This is a genomic window from Lelliottia nimipressuralis (assembly GCF_004115925.1).
In the GTDB taxonomy this organism is placed as follows: domain Bacteria; phylum Pseudomonadota; class Gammaproteobacteria; order Enterobacterales; family Enterobacteriaceae; genus Enterobacter; species Enterobacter nimipressuralis.
Window position 1 is genome coordinate 280606 of the sequence record NZ_SDDX01000008.1, and the last position, 14484, is coordinate 295089.

A 14484-nucleotide genomic window follows, 5' to 3' on the forward strand; every position below is an offset into this window, starting at 1 on the left:
CAGGCCCGGTGAGCGCTTCGCTTTCCGGGCTACACTTGCCGCGCTTTACGATAAAGCACATGCTCCGCCAGACGATGATCGGGGGCGAGCGCAGGATGCAAAAACTCGCCCTCTTTTATCATCCCCAGGCGTTTCATCAGGTTCTCTGACGGCGCATTCAGCACCGAGGTAAATGAAACTACTTCGCCCAGCCCCAGCGTTTTAAAGCCATACTCCAGCGCCGCCGTGGCCGCCTCGTACGCCAGCCCCCCATGCCAGAACGGTTTTGCCAGACGCCAGCCAATCTCCGTGCAGGGTGAAAAGGCAAAACGGTCAGGCTGAGGGTGCAGCCCCAGACTACCGACAAACTCCCCCGTCGCGGTTAACTCAACGGCCCAGAACCCCCAGCCGCGTTCGGCGATGCCTTCTTGAAATCGCGCGGCAAGATTGTCGCTCTCTTCCCGCGTCAAGGTCGCCGGGAAAAATCGCATGACGTCACTGTCGCCATTGAGTGCCGCAAAAGGGGCGAGATCTTCTGGCCTCCACTGCCGGAGCAGCAGTCGTGGTGTCTCTATCATCGGGTTATCCTTGTTTTAAGGTGTCGAGGGGGAAGGGCCGGTCCTGCACGACGGTTTTCATCACCAGCGTCGAGCGCAAATGCTGCACGCCAGGCATTGCCGACAATTTCTCATCGTACAGTTTCTGGAACGAGGGGAGATCGCGCGTGACCACATGCATTAAATAGTCAGGATCGCCGAACAGACGCTGCGCCAGCACGATCTGCGGGATCTCTTCCACCGCCGCCTCAAAGGCGCTGACGGCCCGCTTGTCGCCCTCTTTTAACGTCGCAAAAACAATCGCCACAAAATTGAAGCCCATTTTCGCGGGATCGAGATTTGCACGATAGCCCGTAATCGCCCCGCTCTGCTCCAGGGCGCGTACGCGTCGATGACAGGGCGAGAGGCTTAAGTTTACCCGTTCGGCCAGTTCCGTAAGCGACAGACGGCCATCCACCTGTAGCTCAGCAAGTATTTTTCGATCGATGCTATCCATTTAGAAGAGTTTCTCATTTTAGCCCTGTTTTCAGCATAACATTGGAAGCTCATTTCGCCTGGATGTCGATATTCTTTCTTTCCGCTAATGTCGTTTTGGAAGGGTGATCAAAGAATGGAAATGAGTATCGTCGTCGGGTTCTGGCTGGTCTCTTTTCTGCTGATAATGACGCCAGGCGCCGACTGGGCTTATGCCATCAGCGCGGGGATCAACGGGCGGCGCGTGGTACCGGCTGTGATGGGGCTGATGTCCGGGCATTTGCTGGCGACGGTTATTGTGGTGGCGGGTGTTGGGGTGTTGATCGCCGGGCATCCTCTGGCGCTGTCGCTGCTGACCGTCCTGGGTGCCGTCTATTTGCTGTGGCTGGGCGTGACGATTTTGCGCCATCCGGCCACGGTCAGCGCCGCTGAGCAGCAGGACGGAAGCTGGAACCAGTGGGCGCTCAAAGGGCTTTGTATTAGCGGACTGAACCCGAAAGTGTTCCTGCTGTTTCTGGCACTGCTTCCGCAATTTACCGACCCCAAAGGCAGCTGGTCGGTGCCTGTGCAGATGTCCGCGCTGGCGATGATGCACCTGCTCACCTGCACGCTAATTTACCTGCTGGTGGGCTACGGTTCACGGGCGCTATTAACCACACGCCCGCAGGCGGCGCGGGTAGTGGGCATGATTTCCGGTGGGGTGATGGTGGTCATATCCGTCATTCTGATTTACGGACAGTTCAGATAAAAAAACACCGGCGGGAGCCGGTGCTGAAGTCAGGCGCGGATATCGTCGTATTCGCGCGTTTTATCAAACTCGTGTTTGGCGAACGGGCACAGCGGGATAACTTTGCGGTTCTCCGCGCGCATTTTCTCGACCACTTTCGCCACCAGCTGTTTTCCTACGCCCTGCCCTTTCAGGCTGGCATCGACGTCCGTGTGCTCAATAATGCTCAGATGCTCCCCGGTCGGAACAAACACAATTTCAGCAACCTGATTCCCTTGTGCATCGTTGACGTAAAACTTGTTATGGCCTTCCAGAATATCCATGGTTCCTCGCTTATTTCTGGCGGTACTTCAGGGCACCGCTCGGGCAGGTATCAATCACTCTCTTGACCGTCTCGACATCCACTTCATCGGGGATGATCCACGGCTTACGCTTCAGATTAAACAGCTTGCTGCTGCCGCGCACGCAGTTTCCTGAGTGCTGGCATATCCCCGTATTGAAGTAGACATCGATCTTTTCCCCGGTATACGCCCGGTACCCCGCGTCCAGTAAATCCTTATCCATGACATTGCCTCTGTTATTGTTATGCGTTCGGGATAAGCATAGCGCTGATATCACGAGGTGACTATGGCTCAGCCGAGCTGTGTCATCAGCATCTGACGCAGCCAGACGTGGCCCGCATCGCGATGCAACCGTTCATGCCAAAGCATCAGCATATCAAAGCCTTCCACGTCGACAGGCGGCGCTGAGACAGTTAATCCCGCTACATTACGCGTGAGCCTTTCCGGCACCACCGCCACCAGATCAGTTTTCAACAGCGCTTCGACCAGGAACAGGAAATGCGGCACCGACAGCACGACTTTTCGCGCCAGCCCGCTGCGGGCCAGCGCCACGTCAGTCGCAGCCCAGAAGCCGCCGCCATCCGGGGAGACTATCGCGTGTTCGAGCTGTGAGAACTGCTTTGCCGTGACGCCCGTTCGGAGCGCCGGATGGTCGCGACGCCCTGCCAGAACATAGCGCTCGCTGAAGATCACCCGCTGATGCAGTGACGCGGGCGCCCCCTCCCGGGTATGAAAAATCAGATCGATATCGCCCTGCTCAGCCTGCCGCAAAATCCGCTGAGGATTAAGCTCATAAACCGCGAGGCGCGAGAGCGGCGCTGCCTGGCGGAGCGCTTCCAGCGCGGGCAGCAGGATTGCCGTCGCCATGTAGTCCGTTGCCGCCACGCGCCAGGTATTCTCCGTTTTCTCTGGTTCGAACGATGCCGCCGGGGCGACCACCGACTCCAGAGCCGCCAGCGCCTGACGCAGCGGTTCCCGCAGGGCGTCGGCTCGGGCCGTTGGCCTCATCCCGCGCGGCCCCGGCAGAAGCAGCGGATCGTTAAAAACTTCCCGTAACCGAGCCAACTGGACGCTGACGGAGGGCTGGGAGAGATTCAAGCGCCTCGCTGCCCGGGTCACATTCAGCTCGTCGAGGAGCACCTGCAGCGTGAGGAGGAGATTGAGATCCAGTTGCGAGAAATTAATCATGGCAATACCTGTCATTGCGGTAATCAATTTTTACTATAACGGAGATTTCCCTATTCTGACGGGACTTTCTCTATCAGGAATCGCTCATGAATGTATTAATTGTCTTTGCCCATCCCGAACCCCGCTCGCTTAACGGACAGCTGAAAGATGAGGCTGTCAGACATCTGCAGCAGACCGGTCATCAGGTGCACGTTTCTGATCTCTATGGCATGAAGTGGAAGACCGTCCTGGATACCGATGATTCACTCGCCCCGTTGCGCGGTGAACGTTTTGACCCTTCCGTAGATTCCCGCTTTGCCTACGACAACGCCCTACAAGCAGCGGATATCGCCGCTGAGCAGGAAAAATTACGCTGGGCCGATGCCGTGATTTTCCAGTTTCCGCTGTGGTGGTTCTCAATGCCTGCCATCATGAAAGGCTGGTTTGACCGGGTGTACGCCAACGGATTTGCCTACGGCGTGGGCGAGCACAGCGACCACCACTGGGGCGATCGGTACGGCGAGGGGAATCTGTCCGGTAAACGCGCGATGCTGCTGGTCACCACCGGCGGCTGGGAATCGCACTATGCTCCGCGCGGCATAAACGGTGCTATCGACGACATTCTGTTTCCAATCCAGCACGGGATGCTTTTCTACCCAGGCTTTACGGTGCTGCCGCCAATGCTGATTTACCGCACCGGGAAAACCGACGACGCGAAGTATGCCTATTACCGCCAGCAGCTGACTGACAGGCTGGACAGTTTGTGGCACACAGAGCCGCTGAATTATCGTCGTCAGAACGCCGGAGATTATGAGATTCCTGCGTTAACCCTACGTCCGGACCTTGCGAAAGGAAAAACGGGACTGGGAATACATTTGCAAGACAGTGATTGATGCTGGTGTGAGTGTTTTGAACTGGGTGGGGTAGAGCTGGAGCGGGCGAAGGGAATCGAACCCTCGTATAGAGCTTGGGAAGCTCTCGTTCTACCATTGAACTACGCCCGCTTTGAGGTGCGTAAGGCATTATAGACCTTACGTATGTTCACACAAGCCTCCCGACTGCTAACCGGTGAATAATTAACCGCTTAGCATTTCGGTTTGCTGCCCTGCGCCGGAAGGTAGCGCTGGGGATCAATCGCCGTTGCGCGATAGCGAATCTGGAAATGCAGCGCAACGGAACTGGCTCCCGTGCTGCCCATGGTCGCGATTTTCTGTCCGGCTTTTACGTTTTGTCCGTTATTCACCAGCAGCGTATCGTTGTGCGCGTAAGCGGTAATGTAGTCCTCACCGTGCTTAATCATGATCAGGTTGCCGTAACCACGCAGCTGGTCGCCCACGTAAACCACCTTCCCTGCACCCGACGCATAGACCGGCGTTCCGCGCGCATTCGCAATATCAATGCCTTTGTTGCCACCTTCTGCGGTGGAGTACGGCATAATCACTTTCCCACTGGCAGGCCACACCCAGCAGCGTTGCCCGACCGGCGGCCAGGACGATTGCGGCACCGCGTAAGACGGCGTCACTTTGGCGGTTTTACCTTTCGAGGAAGAGGATTTTTTCGCCGTCGAGCTACCGCTATTGAGCCTGAGCTTTTGCCCTATCTCGATGGTATAAGGTGCAGAAATATTGTTCAGGCGAGCCAGGTCTTTCACGCTCGTTCCGGTTGAGCGCGAGATTTTATAGAGTGTGTCGCCGCGCTTAACGGTGTAGACCGCGCCGGAGTAGCTTCCCGAATCCGCTGATTTACTGCCCGAACAGCCTGCCAGCATGAGCGTCAGCATCAGGCAAAAAAGGGCAATCAGGGGATTTCTTGTCAGGCTTCCTGCAAACAAAGCGGCTCCTCGGTCAGCGTAAATGGCGTCCTATGATAGCAGCCTGAATTCTGTTGCCAATCTTTGCTGCAAAGACTCTTTCCGCATTCAGCATTCAAGCCGCCAGCCAAAGAGTGAGATATAATGGTGCCATCCCGTCGTTCGGGTACTGGAGTCGGAATGAGCACACAAGAACACGTCATTTTGGTTAACGCCCAGGGAGAGGTCATCGGCACTCAGGAAAAGTATGCCGCCCATACATCGCATACCCCTCTGCATCTGGCTTTCTCTTCGTGGTTGTTTAACTCCCAGGGGGAGTGCCTTGTCACACGTCGCGCCCTGAGCAAAAAAGCCTGGCCCGGCGTCTGGACCAACTCCGTCTGCGGCCACCCGCAAACCGGCGAACGTACCGAACACGCGCTTATTCGCCGCTGTCGGTATGAAATTGGCGTCGAAATCACAGATCTGACGCCCATCGCGCTGGATTTTCGTTACTGCGAAACAGACCCCTCAGGGATCGTCGAAAACGAAATTTGCCCGGTGTATGCTGCAAAGCTGGTCAGCCCGCTGAATCTCAATCCCGATGAAGTGATGGCGGTTGAGTGGGTTGCTCTGGAGTCGCTGTTCCACGCTGTCGGCGCGACGCCGTGGGCCTTTAGCCCATGGATGGTGTCGCAGGTCGCCATCGCCCATAAAGCACTCAGGCAGTTCGCCGCCGAGCAAACGTCATAAAAAAAGCCCCGACGCGATGAACGCCGGGGCTTTTTGCATCTCAGTGACTTATTTTACCGGGCGCATTGCCGGGAACAGAATCACGTCGCGGATGGTGTGGCTGTTGGTGAACAGCATGACCATACGGTCGATACCGATACCCAGACCTGCCGTTGGCGGCAAGCCGTGCTCCAGCGCGGTTACGTAGTCTTCGTCGAAGAACATTGCTTCGTCGTCGCCTGCGGCTTTCGCATCAACCTGATCCTGGAAGCGCTGCGCCTGGTCCTGCGCATCGTTCAGCTCGCTAAAGCCGTTACCGATTTCGCGGCCACCGATGAAGAACTCAAAGCGATCGGTGATTTCCGGGTTTTCGTCGTTACGACGCGCCAGCGGAGAAACTTCAGCCGGATACTCAGTGATGAAGGTTGGCTGAATCAGGTGCGCTTCGGCCACTTCTTCGAAGATCTCGGTCACGATACGGCCCAGACCCCAGCTCTTCTCAACCTTAATACCGATGCTGTCAGCGATAGCTTTAGCGGAATCGAAGTTATCCAGATCGGCCATGTTGGTCTCTGGACGGTACTTCTTGATGGCTTCGCGCATGGTCAGTTTGACGAACGGCTTACCAAAGTCGAACACTTCGTCGCCGTAAGGCACTTCAGTGGTGCCGAGAATATCCTGCGCCAGGGTACGGAACAGTGACTCGGTCAGTTCGATCAGATCTTTGTAATCTGCGTAAGCCATGTAGAGTTCCATCATGGTGAACTCTGGGTTATGGCGAACGGAGATGCCTTCGTTACGGAAGTTACGGTTGATTTCGAACACGCGTTCGAAGCCGCCAACCACCAGACGCTTCAGGTACAGTTCCGGCGCGATACGCAGGTACATGTCCAGATCCAGCGCGTTGTGATGGGTGATGAACGGACGCGCAGACGCGCCGCCTGGGATCACCTGCATCATTGGCGTTTCAACTTCCATAAAATCACGGCCAACCATGAACTGACGGATACCCGCCATAATCTGGGAACGGATTTTGAAGGTTTTACGAGATTCATCATTAGAGATGAGATCCAGATAACGCTGACGGTAACGCGCTTCCTGATCCTGCAGACCGTGGAATTTATCCGGCAGCGGACGCAATGCTTTGGTCAGCAAACGCAGTTCGGTACAGTGGATAGACAGCTCGCCCGTCTTGGTCTTGAACAACTTGCCTTTCGCGCCCAGGATATCGCCCAGGTCCCACTTCTTGAACTGCTCGTTGTAGATGCCTTCTGGCAGATCGTCACGGGAAACGTACAGCTGAATACGGCCGCCGACGTCCTGTAAAGTCACGAAAGACGCCTTACCCATCACACGACGAGTCATCATGCGGCCTGCAACGGACACTTCTACGTTCAGCGCTTCCAGCTCTTCGTTTTCTTTCGCGTCGAAGTCAGCGTGCAGCTGGTCTGAGGTATGATCGCGACGAAAATCGTTCGGGAATGGGATACCCTGCTCACGCAGTGCAGCCAGCTTCTCGCGACGGGTTTTCAGTTCGTTATTAAGATCGACTACCGCGTCAGTGCCCTGTGCTTGTTGTTCAGACATGTTGGTTCCTCATAACCCTGCTTTCAAACTTGCTTCGATAAATTGGTCCAGGCTGCCGTCCAGCACCGCCTGCGTGTTGCGGGTTTCAACCCCGGTACGCAGATCTTTGATACGGGAGTCATCGAGGACGTAAGAACGAATCTGGCTGCCCCAGCCGATGTCAGATTTGTTATCTTCCATCACCTGTTTCTCAGCATTCTTCTTCTGCATTTCCAGCTCATAAAGCTTCGCTTTCATCTGCTTCATGGCCTGGTCTTTGTTCTTATGCTGCGAACGGTCGTTCTGGCACTGTGTCACCAGCCCGGTTGGAATGTGGGTGATACGCACCGCAGATTCCGTACGGTTAACGTGCTGACCACCCGCACCGGATGCGCGGTAAACGTCGATACGCAGATCGGCCGGATTGATTTCGATGTCGATATCATCTTCCACTTCCGGATAGACAAACGCGGAGCTGAAAGAGGTATGACGACGGCCGCCGGAATCGAACGGGCTTTTACGCACCAGGCGGTGAACGCCCGTTTCGGTACGCAGCCAGCCGTAAGCGTAATCACCGATGATTTTGATGGTCACAGATTTAATGCCCGCGACTTCACCTTCAGACTCTTCAATGATTTCGGTTTTGAAGCCGCGCGCTTCTGCCCAACGCAGATACATACGCATCAGCATGCTCGCCCAGTCCTGGGCTTCTGTCCCGCCAGAACCGGCCTGGATATCGAGATAGCAGTCGGCGTTGTCGTACTCGCCAGAGAACATGCGGCGGAATTCGAGCTGCGCCAGTTTATCTTCCAGCACGTCGAGTTCGGCGATGGTTTCGTTAAAGGTCTCTTCGTCGTCGGCTTCGACGGCTAATTCCAGCAGGCCGGACACATCTTCCAGCCCCTGAGACATTTGATCCAGGGTTTCAACGATGGCTTCGAGGGAGGAACGCTCTTTACCCAGCGCCTGTGCGCGTTCAGGTTCGTTCCAGACGTCGGGCTGTTCCAGCTCGGCGTTTACTTCTTCAAGACGCTCTTTCTTGGCATCGTAGTCAAAGATACCCCCGAAGAACGCTGGAGCGCTCCGTGAGGTCTTGAATGCGGTTTTTTACCGGATTAATTTCAAACATGGTCTTTTTTCTTTATTGGACTAGTCAAAATGCGGTGATAAGAGCGGGATTGTACCGAATCCACGCCCTTTTTTATAGAGAATAGTGACGCTAAATTGGCCAGATATGATCGATGATAATCTGCAAACTGCGATTGCCGCGAAACTCGTTAATATCCAGTTTGTAGGCCAGTTCGACCTCGCGCACGCCGCTGTCGGGCCAGACGGTGGTATCGACGTTAAAGGCGATGCCATCCAGCAGCGGACCGCCGTTCACCGGCTCGACCATCACTTTCAGATGACGCTCACCCACCAGACGCTGTTGCAGCAGGCGAAAACGCCCGTCGAAGAGCGGCTCCGGGAACATCTGCCCCCACGGCCCGGCGTCGCGCAGCATCTGCGCCACGTCCATGGTCATCTCCGCCGCAGACAGTGCGCCATCAGAGACCACTTCACCTTGCAGCAGTGACGGATCCAGCCAGTCGGTCACCAGCGCGCTGAACAGACGCTGAAATTCATCGAATTTCGCCTCTTCCAGTGATAAACCGGCCGCCATCGCGTGGCCGCCAAACTTGATCATCAAATTGGGATGGAGCGTGTCGAGGCGCTCCAGCGCATCGCGCATGTGCAGCCCCTGGATGGAACGCCCAGAGCCTTTCAGCGTGCCGTCTCCCGCTGGTGCAAACGCGATCACCGGACGGTGAAAACGCTCTTTAATGCGCGAGGCCAAAATCCCGACCACGCCCTGATGCCACTCCGGGTGATACATCGCCAGGCCGCCGGGTAGCGTCTCGGTGCTGCGCTCAAGTTTTTCGCACAGGGTCAGGGCTTCGGCCTGCATCCCCTGTTCGATCTCTTTGCGCGTCTGGTTCAGCGCATCAAGCTCATTGGCCAGCACGCGTGCCTCGCCGATGTTGTCACAGAGCAGAAGCGCCACGCCAACGGACATATCATCGAGCCGCCCTGCCGCATTAAGACGCGGGCCGAGCGCAAAACCGAGATCGCTTGCCGCCAGCTTGAGGGGATCGCGATTGGAAATTTCGAGCAGCGCTTTAATCCCCGGACGGCATTTCCCCGCCCGGATACGCCCCAGCCCTTGCCAGGTCAAAATACGGTTATTGGTATCCAGCGGCACCACGTCCGCCACCGTGCCGAGCGCCACCAAATCGAGGTATTCGGCCAGATTTGGGATCGCAATTCCGCGCGCCTCAAACCAGCCCTTATCACGCAGCAGCGCGCGCAGGGCCAGCATCAGGTAAAAAGCCACACCTACGCCTGCCAGCGATTTCGATGGGAAATCACAGTCGCGCAGATTGGGGTTAATGATGGCTTCAGCTGCCGGCAGCGTTTCACCCGGCAGGTGGTGATCGGTAACAATAACCGGGATCCCGAGATCGTGTGCCCTATCGACGCCGGCATGGGATGAGATCCCGTTATCAACGGTCAGGATCATCTGCGCGCCGCGCGCGTGCGCCTGATCGACCACTTCCGGGCTGAGACCATAACCGTCTTCAAAACGGTTTGGCACCAGATAGGTGACGTTATCGCAGCCCAGCGCGCGCAGGCTGAGGACGCTCAGGGCGGTACTGGTCGCGCCATCGGCGTCAAAATCGCCGACCACGACAATACGGGTCCCTTCACGCAGTGCGTCATAGAGCAATTCTGTCGCTTTTTCGACGCCGCTGAGCTGCAGCCACGGCAGCATCCCTTTGACGCTGCGCTCCAGTTCACTGGCCGCGCGAACGCCGCGCCCCGCGTACAGACGGCGCAGAAGCGGCGACAGGTCGGCAGGTAAATCAACGCTTTCATCCACCTCGCGGCGGCGCAATTTTGTCTTAGTTTTCACGCGGATTATTTACCGCCAAACTGTTTTTGGTGGGCGTCGAGGAACTCTTTCATCTCTTTTGGTCCCTGATAGCCCGGCACAACGTAACCGTTGCTCAGCACAATGGCTGGCGTGCCGGTGACGCCAAACTGCACGCCCAGCGCGTAATGGTTGGCGATATCGATATCGCAGGAGGCCGGTTTCACACCTTTGCCGTTCATGGCGTCATCAAAGGCTTTGTTACGATCTTTCGCACACCAGATGGCTTTCATATCCTGCTCTGGCTGGCTCTGCACGCCCGCGCGCGGGAACGCCAGATAACGCACGGTGATCCCCAGCGCGTTGTAGTCTTTCATCTCTTCATGCAGCTTGTGGCAGTAGCCACAGGTGATATCAGTAAACACGGTGATCACGTGTTTTTCCTGCGCCGCTTTGTAGACGATCATCTCTTTTTCCAGCGCGTTCAGGTTTTTCATCAGCAGCTGGTTGGTCACGTTCACCGGCTGCGCGCCGCTCACGTCATACATTGGGCCTTGAATGAAGTGCTTGCCGTCTTCGGTCACATACAGCACACCGCTGTTGGTCAGCACGGTTTTCATTCCGGCAACGGGCGCAGGCTGGATATCACTGCTGGTCACGCCGAGTTTTGCCAGCGACTGTTTGATCGCTGCGTCATCAGCATGGGCAAAACCGGTAAAAGAGGCTGCCAGCAGGGAGAACAGCACTAAAGATTTTTTCATTTTCAATCCTATCACTATGGTTCGGCACTCACGCTCGTGGGTGGTGCTGTTGGTGTAGCTGCCGCAGGCGTTCTGTCGCTACATGGGTGTAGATTTGCGTCGTAGAAAGATCGCTGTGCCCCAGCAGCATCTGCACCACGCGCAAATCGGCGCCATGATTGAGCAAATGCGTCGCGAAAGCATGACGCAGAACGTGCGGCGAAAGTTTTTCACTGTCGATGCCTGCCAGTGTGGCGTAATGTTTAATGCGATGCCAGAAGGTTTGTCGCGTCATCTGCTGCGCGCGCTGGCTGGGGAACAGAACATCAATCGACACACCGTTCAGAAGCCACGGGCGTCCGTGCTCCAGGTAGTTTTCCACCCAGTAGACCGCCTCTTCGCCGAGCGGCACCAGCCGTTCTTTATTTCCCTTACCGATCACCCGCACCACGCCCTGACGCAAGCTGATGTCGCTCATGGTTAAACCGACAAGTTCCGAGACGCGCAGCCCGGTGGCATACAACACCTCAAGCATGGCTTTATCGCGTAACTCCAGCGGCAGGTCAACCGCCGGGGATTGTAAAAGCCGATCGACCTGGGCCTCGCTGAGATCTTTCGGGAGACGCTGCGGAAGCTTGGGCGACGCCAGCAGCGCGCTGGGATCGTCGGCACGCAGCTTCTCGCGATACATATGCTGGAACAGGCGGCGCATCGCACTCAGCAAGCGGGCAGAGCTGGTGGCTTTATAGCCGCCCTCCATGCGTTCGGCCAATAAGGCCTGGAGATCGTCGTGCTGCGCCTGTTCAAGAGACAGGTCACGGTGCGCCAGCCACTCCACCAGCAGGGTTAAATCGCGGCGATAAGCGCTGAGCGTATTCTCCGCCAGATTTTTTTCCAGCCACAGCGCATCGAGAAATTGTTCGATGAGGGCGAGATCCTTTTCCACGTCTGCTCCTGTGATTCTGCTATCGGCCATTATGACGTAATGGTACAGGTTTCTGGTACACTACGCGCAAAGTCAAAGCAAGTATTGAGAAGTTTACGCGATGAATATTGGTCTGTTTTATGGTTCCAGCACCTGCTACACCGAAATGGCCGCGGAGAAAATTCGCGACATCATTGGCCCGGAACTGGTGACTCTGCACAATCTTAAAGACGACGCGCCCACAGAGATGGAGCAGTACGACGTTCTGATTCTTGGCATTCCGACCTGGGATTTTGGTGAATTACAGGAAGACTGGGAAGCCATCTGGGATCAGCTCGATTCGCTTAATCTTGAAGGCAAAATCATTGCGCTGTACGGCATGGGCGATCAGCTGGGTTATGGCGAATGGTTCCTGGATGCGCTCGGGATGCTGCACGATAAACTCGCGCCGAAGGGCGTCACGTTTATCGGCTACTGGCCGACAGAAGGCTACGAGTTCACAAGCGTCAAACCGATCATTGCTGATGGCGAACTCTTTGTCGGACTGGCGCTGGATGAAACCAACCAGTACGATCTCAGTGAAGATCGCCTGCAAAACTGGTGCGAGCAAATTCTGGGCGAAATGGCAGAGAAGTTTAGCTGATTTCTTAGCGTCCTGGCGTCGGCTGCTGCATCACCATCCGGCGCAAATCTCGCCACTCGCTGGCATCCATACTGTCTGCTGACAGCCAAAGATGCTGGCAACGCGCCCCTTCCTCTTTACGCAGGCGAAACATCATCCCGGAATTCAGCATCCAGGGTGTGCCGACGATCTCCCACTCTTTGCCCTGCCAGCGCAACCGCGAGTCCATCAGCAGTTTGATCTCACCCTGACGGGCGTTGATACGCCGCTGACTGCGCACACTGTCGAACACCACCAGCGAAAGAAGCAACATCCAGAGCGGTGTATAGCTAAGCGGCCACGGCATCAGCAAAATAAAAGCCGCCACAATGCCGTGGAGTAAAAGAGACATCCACTGTGAGCGCCACGAGACGCGCAGATCAGATTGCCACAGGACCACGTTCCCGATTCCGTGTTTGAATTAATTGCACCATCCGCTGCAACTCGGTGTCGGCGGGTTTGCCATGATTCATCAGCCAGTTGAATAAATCAGGATCGTCACTCTCCAGCAGGCGGATAAACAGACGTTTATCATCATCGCTTAAACTGTCGTACTCATATTCGAAGAAGGGCATGACGGAAATATCAAGTTCACGCATGCCGCGACGGCACGCCCAGTGGATACGGGCCTTGTTGTTAATGTCCATGTCGATTTCCTGCTTAACGTTTCTTCTACCTCTAAGAGGGACGATTTCTAGTGTAACGTGTTTTTTGCTGTTTCATTACTGGAATATGAACAACTGGAAGCACGCTTCCAGAATAAACCCTGCAATCTAAGCGGATTACTCTGTTCTGCGTAGCGCTACGCAAGAACAGCGATAAGGCACAATTGGGCTGCTGAAAGCACTTGCAATGACTACAGTCTCTTTTACCATTAGGCATTATCGAAGCGTTATGCAATTCAGGACATCACTATGGCTTTTACTCCATTTTCTCCTCGCCAGCCTGTCGCCTCTGCGCGTCTGCCGCTGACGCTGATTTCTCTTGATGACTGGGCGCTGGCAACCCTCACCGGCGCGGATGCCGAAAAGTATCTGCAAGGCCAGGTGACCGCCGACGTGGGCCAGATGACTGAGCACCAGCATCTGCTGGCGGCGCATTGCGATCCCAAAGGTAAGATGTGGAGCAATCTGCGCCTGTTCCGTCGTCAGGACGGTTTCGCCCTGATCGAACGCCGCAGCCTGCGCGATGCCCAGCTCACTGAGCTGAAGAAATATGCGGTATTTTCCAAGGTGACTATCGCCGCCGATGACGAACACGTTCTGCTGGGCGTTGCCGGTTTCCAGGCACGCGCGGCGCTGAAAAATCTGTTCAATGAACTGCCGGATGCGGAAAAACAGCTGGTGAGCGAAGGCGCTACCTCGATTCTGTGGTTTGAACATCCTGCCGAACGCTTCCTGTTGGTCACCGATGTGGCCACCGCCGAGCGCGTCACGGAAGCGCTGCGCGGTGAAGCGCAGTTCAACAACAGCCAGCAGTGGCTGGCCCTGAACATCGAAGCCGGGTTGGCGGTCATCGATGCCGTTAACAGCGCGCAGTTTATCCCGCAGGCAACGAACCTGCAGGCGCTGGGGGGCATCAGCTTTAAGAAAGGCTGCTATACCGGTCAGGAGATGGTGGCGCGTGCGAAATTCCGCGGGGCCAACAAACGCGCCCTGTGGTATCTGGCAGGCCACGCCAGCCGCGTACCGGAAGCCGGTGAAGATCTGGAGCTGAAAATGGGCGATAACTGGCGTCGTACGGGCACTGTGTTGGCCGCTGTACAGCTGGATGATGGTCGTCTGCTGGTGCAGGTGGTGATGAATAACGACATGGAGCCGGACAGCGTGTTCCGCGTGCGTGACGATGCCAACACCCTGAGCATTGAGCCGCTGCCGTATTCGTTAGAAGAGTGAGTGTTTAGTTTTTTTGCCCG

Annotated in this window: 18 protein-coding genes and 1 tRNA gene; 5 read left to right on the forward strand and 14 right to left on the reverse strand. The window is 56.1% G+C overall.

Features of this window, described 5'->3' with window-relative positions:
• Nucleotides 1-29 precede the first annotated feature (29 nt).
• Both ETG88_RS07660 and ETG88_RS07665 read right to left on the reverse strand, forming a co-directional pair.
• Nucleotides 30-557: a GNAT family N-acetyltransferase gene (locus ETG88_RS07660; RefSeq protein ID WP_129035094.1), complete on the reverse strand. Its 528-nt coding sequence runs from the start codon at nt 555-557 to the stop codon at nt 30-32.
• Nucleotides 558-561: 4 nt separating this feature from the next.
• Nucleotides 562-1032, reverse strand: coding sequence for an Lrp/AsnC family transcriptional regulator (locus ETG88_RS07665; RefSeq protein WP_129035095.1), 471 nt, complete (start codon nt 1030-1032; stop codon nt 562-564).
• Between the two features lie 114 nt (nt 1033-1146).
• On the opposite strand from ETG88_RS07665, the gene ETG88_RS07670 reads away from it, so the two are divergent.
• Complete coding sequence (locus ETG88_RS07670) at nt 1147-1758, forward strand: LysE family translocator (RefSeq protein ID WP_129035096.1); 612 nt, start codon at nt 1147-1149, stop codon at nt 1756-1758.
• 29 nt (nt 1759-1787) lie between these two features.
• Here ETG88_RS07670 and ETG88_RS07675 read toward each other — a convergent pair whose 3' ends face one another.
• The 3 genes from ETG88_RS07675 to ETG88_RS07685 all read right to left on the reverse strand — a co-directional run bounded on the left by ETG88_RS07675 (nt 1788) and on the right by ETG88_RS07685 (nt 3266).
• Nucleotides 1788-2060 carry a GNAT family N-acetyltransferase gene (locus ETG88_RS07675; protein ID WP_100779048.1) on the reverse strand — a complete coding sequence of 91 codons (273 nt, stop codon included), beginning with the start codon at nt 2058-2060 and terminating at the stop codon, nt 1788-1790.
• Nucleotides 2061-2070: 10 nt separating this feature from the next.
• The gene (gene yjdI, locus ETG88_RS07680; protein WP_100779047.1) at nt 2071-2301 is read right to left on the reverse strand and encodes a 4Fe-4S mono-cluster protein YjdI; all 231 of its coding nucleotides are present in this window, start codon (nt 2299-2301) and stop codon (nt 2071-2073) included.
• Nucleotides 2302-2369: 68 nt separating this feature from the next.
• Nucleotides 2370-3266, reverse strand: a complete 897-nt coding sequence (locus ETG88_RS07685) for a LysR family transcriptional regulator (RefSeq protein WP_100779046.1) — start codon at nt 3264-3266, stop codon at nt 2370-2372.
• Nucleotides 3267-3352: 86 nt separating this feature from the next.
• Here ETG88_RS07685 and ETG88_RS07690 point away from each other — a divergent pair, with 86 nt between their 5' ends.
• Entirely contained in the window at nt 3353-4138 is a 786-nt protein-coding gene (locus ETG88_RS07690; protein WP_129035097.1) for an NAD(P)H-dependent oxidoreductase, read from the forward strand.
• Nucleotides 4139-4175: 37 nt separating this feature from the next.
• On the opposite strand, the gene ETG88_RS07695 is transcribed toward ETG88_RS07690, so the two are convergent.
• Nucleotides 4176-4249: transfer RNA gene (locus ETG88_RS07695), tRNA-Gly, on the reverse strand.
• Between the two features lie 80 nt (nt 4250-4329).
• Nucleotides 4330-5076 carry an amidase activator ActS gene (gene actS / locus ETG88_RS07700; protein ID WP_255409576.1) on the reverse strand — a complete coding sequence of 249 codons (747 nt, stop codon included), beginning with the start codon at nt 5074-5076 and terminating at the stop codon, nt 4330-4332.
• A 159-nt stretch (nt 5077-5235) separates the two neighbouring features.
• Here actS and idi point away from each other — a divergent pair, with 159 nt between their 5' ends.
• Complete coding sequence (gene idi / locus ETG88_RS07705; RefSeq protein WP_129035098.1) at nt 5236-5787, forward strand: isopentenyl-diphosphate Delta-isomerase; 552 nt, start codon at nt 5236-5238, stop codon at nt 5785-5787.
• A 48-nt stretch (nt 5788-5835) separates the two neighbouring features.
• Here idi and lysS read toward each other — a convergent pair whose 3' ends face one another.
• From lysS to xerD, 5 genes are all read right to left on the reverse strand, one after another.
• Entirely contained in the window at nt 5836-7353 is a 1518-nt protein-coding gene (gene lysS / locus ETG88_RS07710) for a lysine--tRNA ligase (RefSeq protein WP_100779042.1), read from the reverse strand.
• 9 nt (nt 7354-7362) lie between these two features.
• Nucleotides 7363-8461 (reverse strand): peptide chain release factor 2 gene (gene prfB / locus ETG88_RS07715; RefSeq protein ID WP_100779041.1). Its coding sequence is split into 2 segments (ribosomal slippage): nt 7363-8385 and nt 8387-8461, totalling 1098 coding nucleotides; the frame shifts between segments, so codons are not numbered across the junction.
• Between the two features lie 90 nt (nt 8462-8551).
• Nucleotides 8552-10285 (reverse strand): single-stranded-DNA-specific exonuclease RecJ, encoded by a 1734-nt coding sequence (recJ, locus tag ETG88_RS07720; protein WP_129035099.1) that lies wholly within the window; start codon nt 10283-10285, stop codon nt 8552-8554.
• 5 nt (nt 10286-10290) lie between these two features.
• Nucleotides 10291-11004 (reverse strand): bifunctional protein-disulfide isomerase/oxidoreductase DsbC, encoded by a 714-nt coding sequence (dsbC, locus tag ETG88_RS07725; RefSeq protein ID WP_107702898.1) that lies wholly within the window; start codon nt 11002-11004, stop codon nt 10291-10293.
• A gap of 28 nt (nt 11005-11032) precedes the next feature.
• The gene (gene xerD / locus ETG88_RS07730; RefSeq protein WP_100779038.1) at nt 11033-11929 is read right to left on the reverse strand and encodes a site-specific tyrosine recombinase XerD; all 897 of its coding nucleotides are present in this window, start codon (nt 11927-11929) and stop codon (nt 11033-11035) included.
• A gap of 100 nt (nt 11930-12029) precedes the next feature.
• Here xerD and fldB point away from each other — a divergent pair, with 100 nt between their 5' ends.
• The gene (gene fldB / locus ETG88_RS07735) at nt 12030-12551 is read left to right on the forward strand and encodes a flavodoxin FldB (protein WP_100779037.1); all 522 of its coding nucleotides are present in this window, start codon (nt 12030-12032) and stop codon (nt 12549-12551) included.
• Between the two features lie 4 nt (nt 12552-12555).
• Here fldB and ETG88_RS07740 read toward each other — a convergent pair whose 3' ends face one another.
• Together ETG88_RS07740 and sdhE are read right to left on the reverse strand one after the other, a co-directional pair.
• Nucleotides 12556-12969, reverse strand: coding sequence for a protein YgfX (locus ETG88_RS07740; RefSeq protein WP_100779036.1), 414 nt, complete (start codon nt 12967-12969; stop codon nt 12556-12558).
• Nucleotides 12950-13216 (reverse strand): FAD assembly factor SdhE, encoded by a 267-nt coding sequence (gene sdhE / locus ETG88_RS07745; protein ID WP_095283258.1) that lies wholly within the window; start codon nt 13214-13216, stop codon nt 12950-12952. Before sdhE ends, ETG88_RS07740 begins: the two co-directional genes overlap by 20 nt.
• 267 nt (nt 13217-13483) lie before the next feature.
• On the opposite strand from sdhE, the gene ygfZ reads away from it, so the two are divergent.
• Nucleotides 13484-14464, forward strand: coding sequence for a tRNA-modifying protein YgfZ (gene ygfZ, locus ETG88_RS07750; protein ID WP_129035100.1), 981 nt, complete (start codon nt 13484-13486; stop codon nt 14462-14464).
• Nucleotides 14465-14484: the final 20 nt, after the last annotated feature.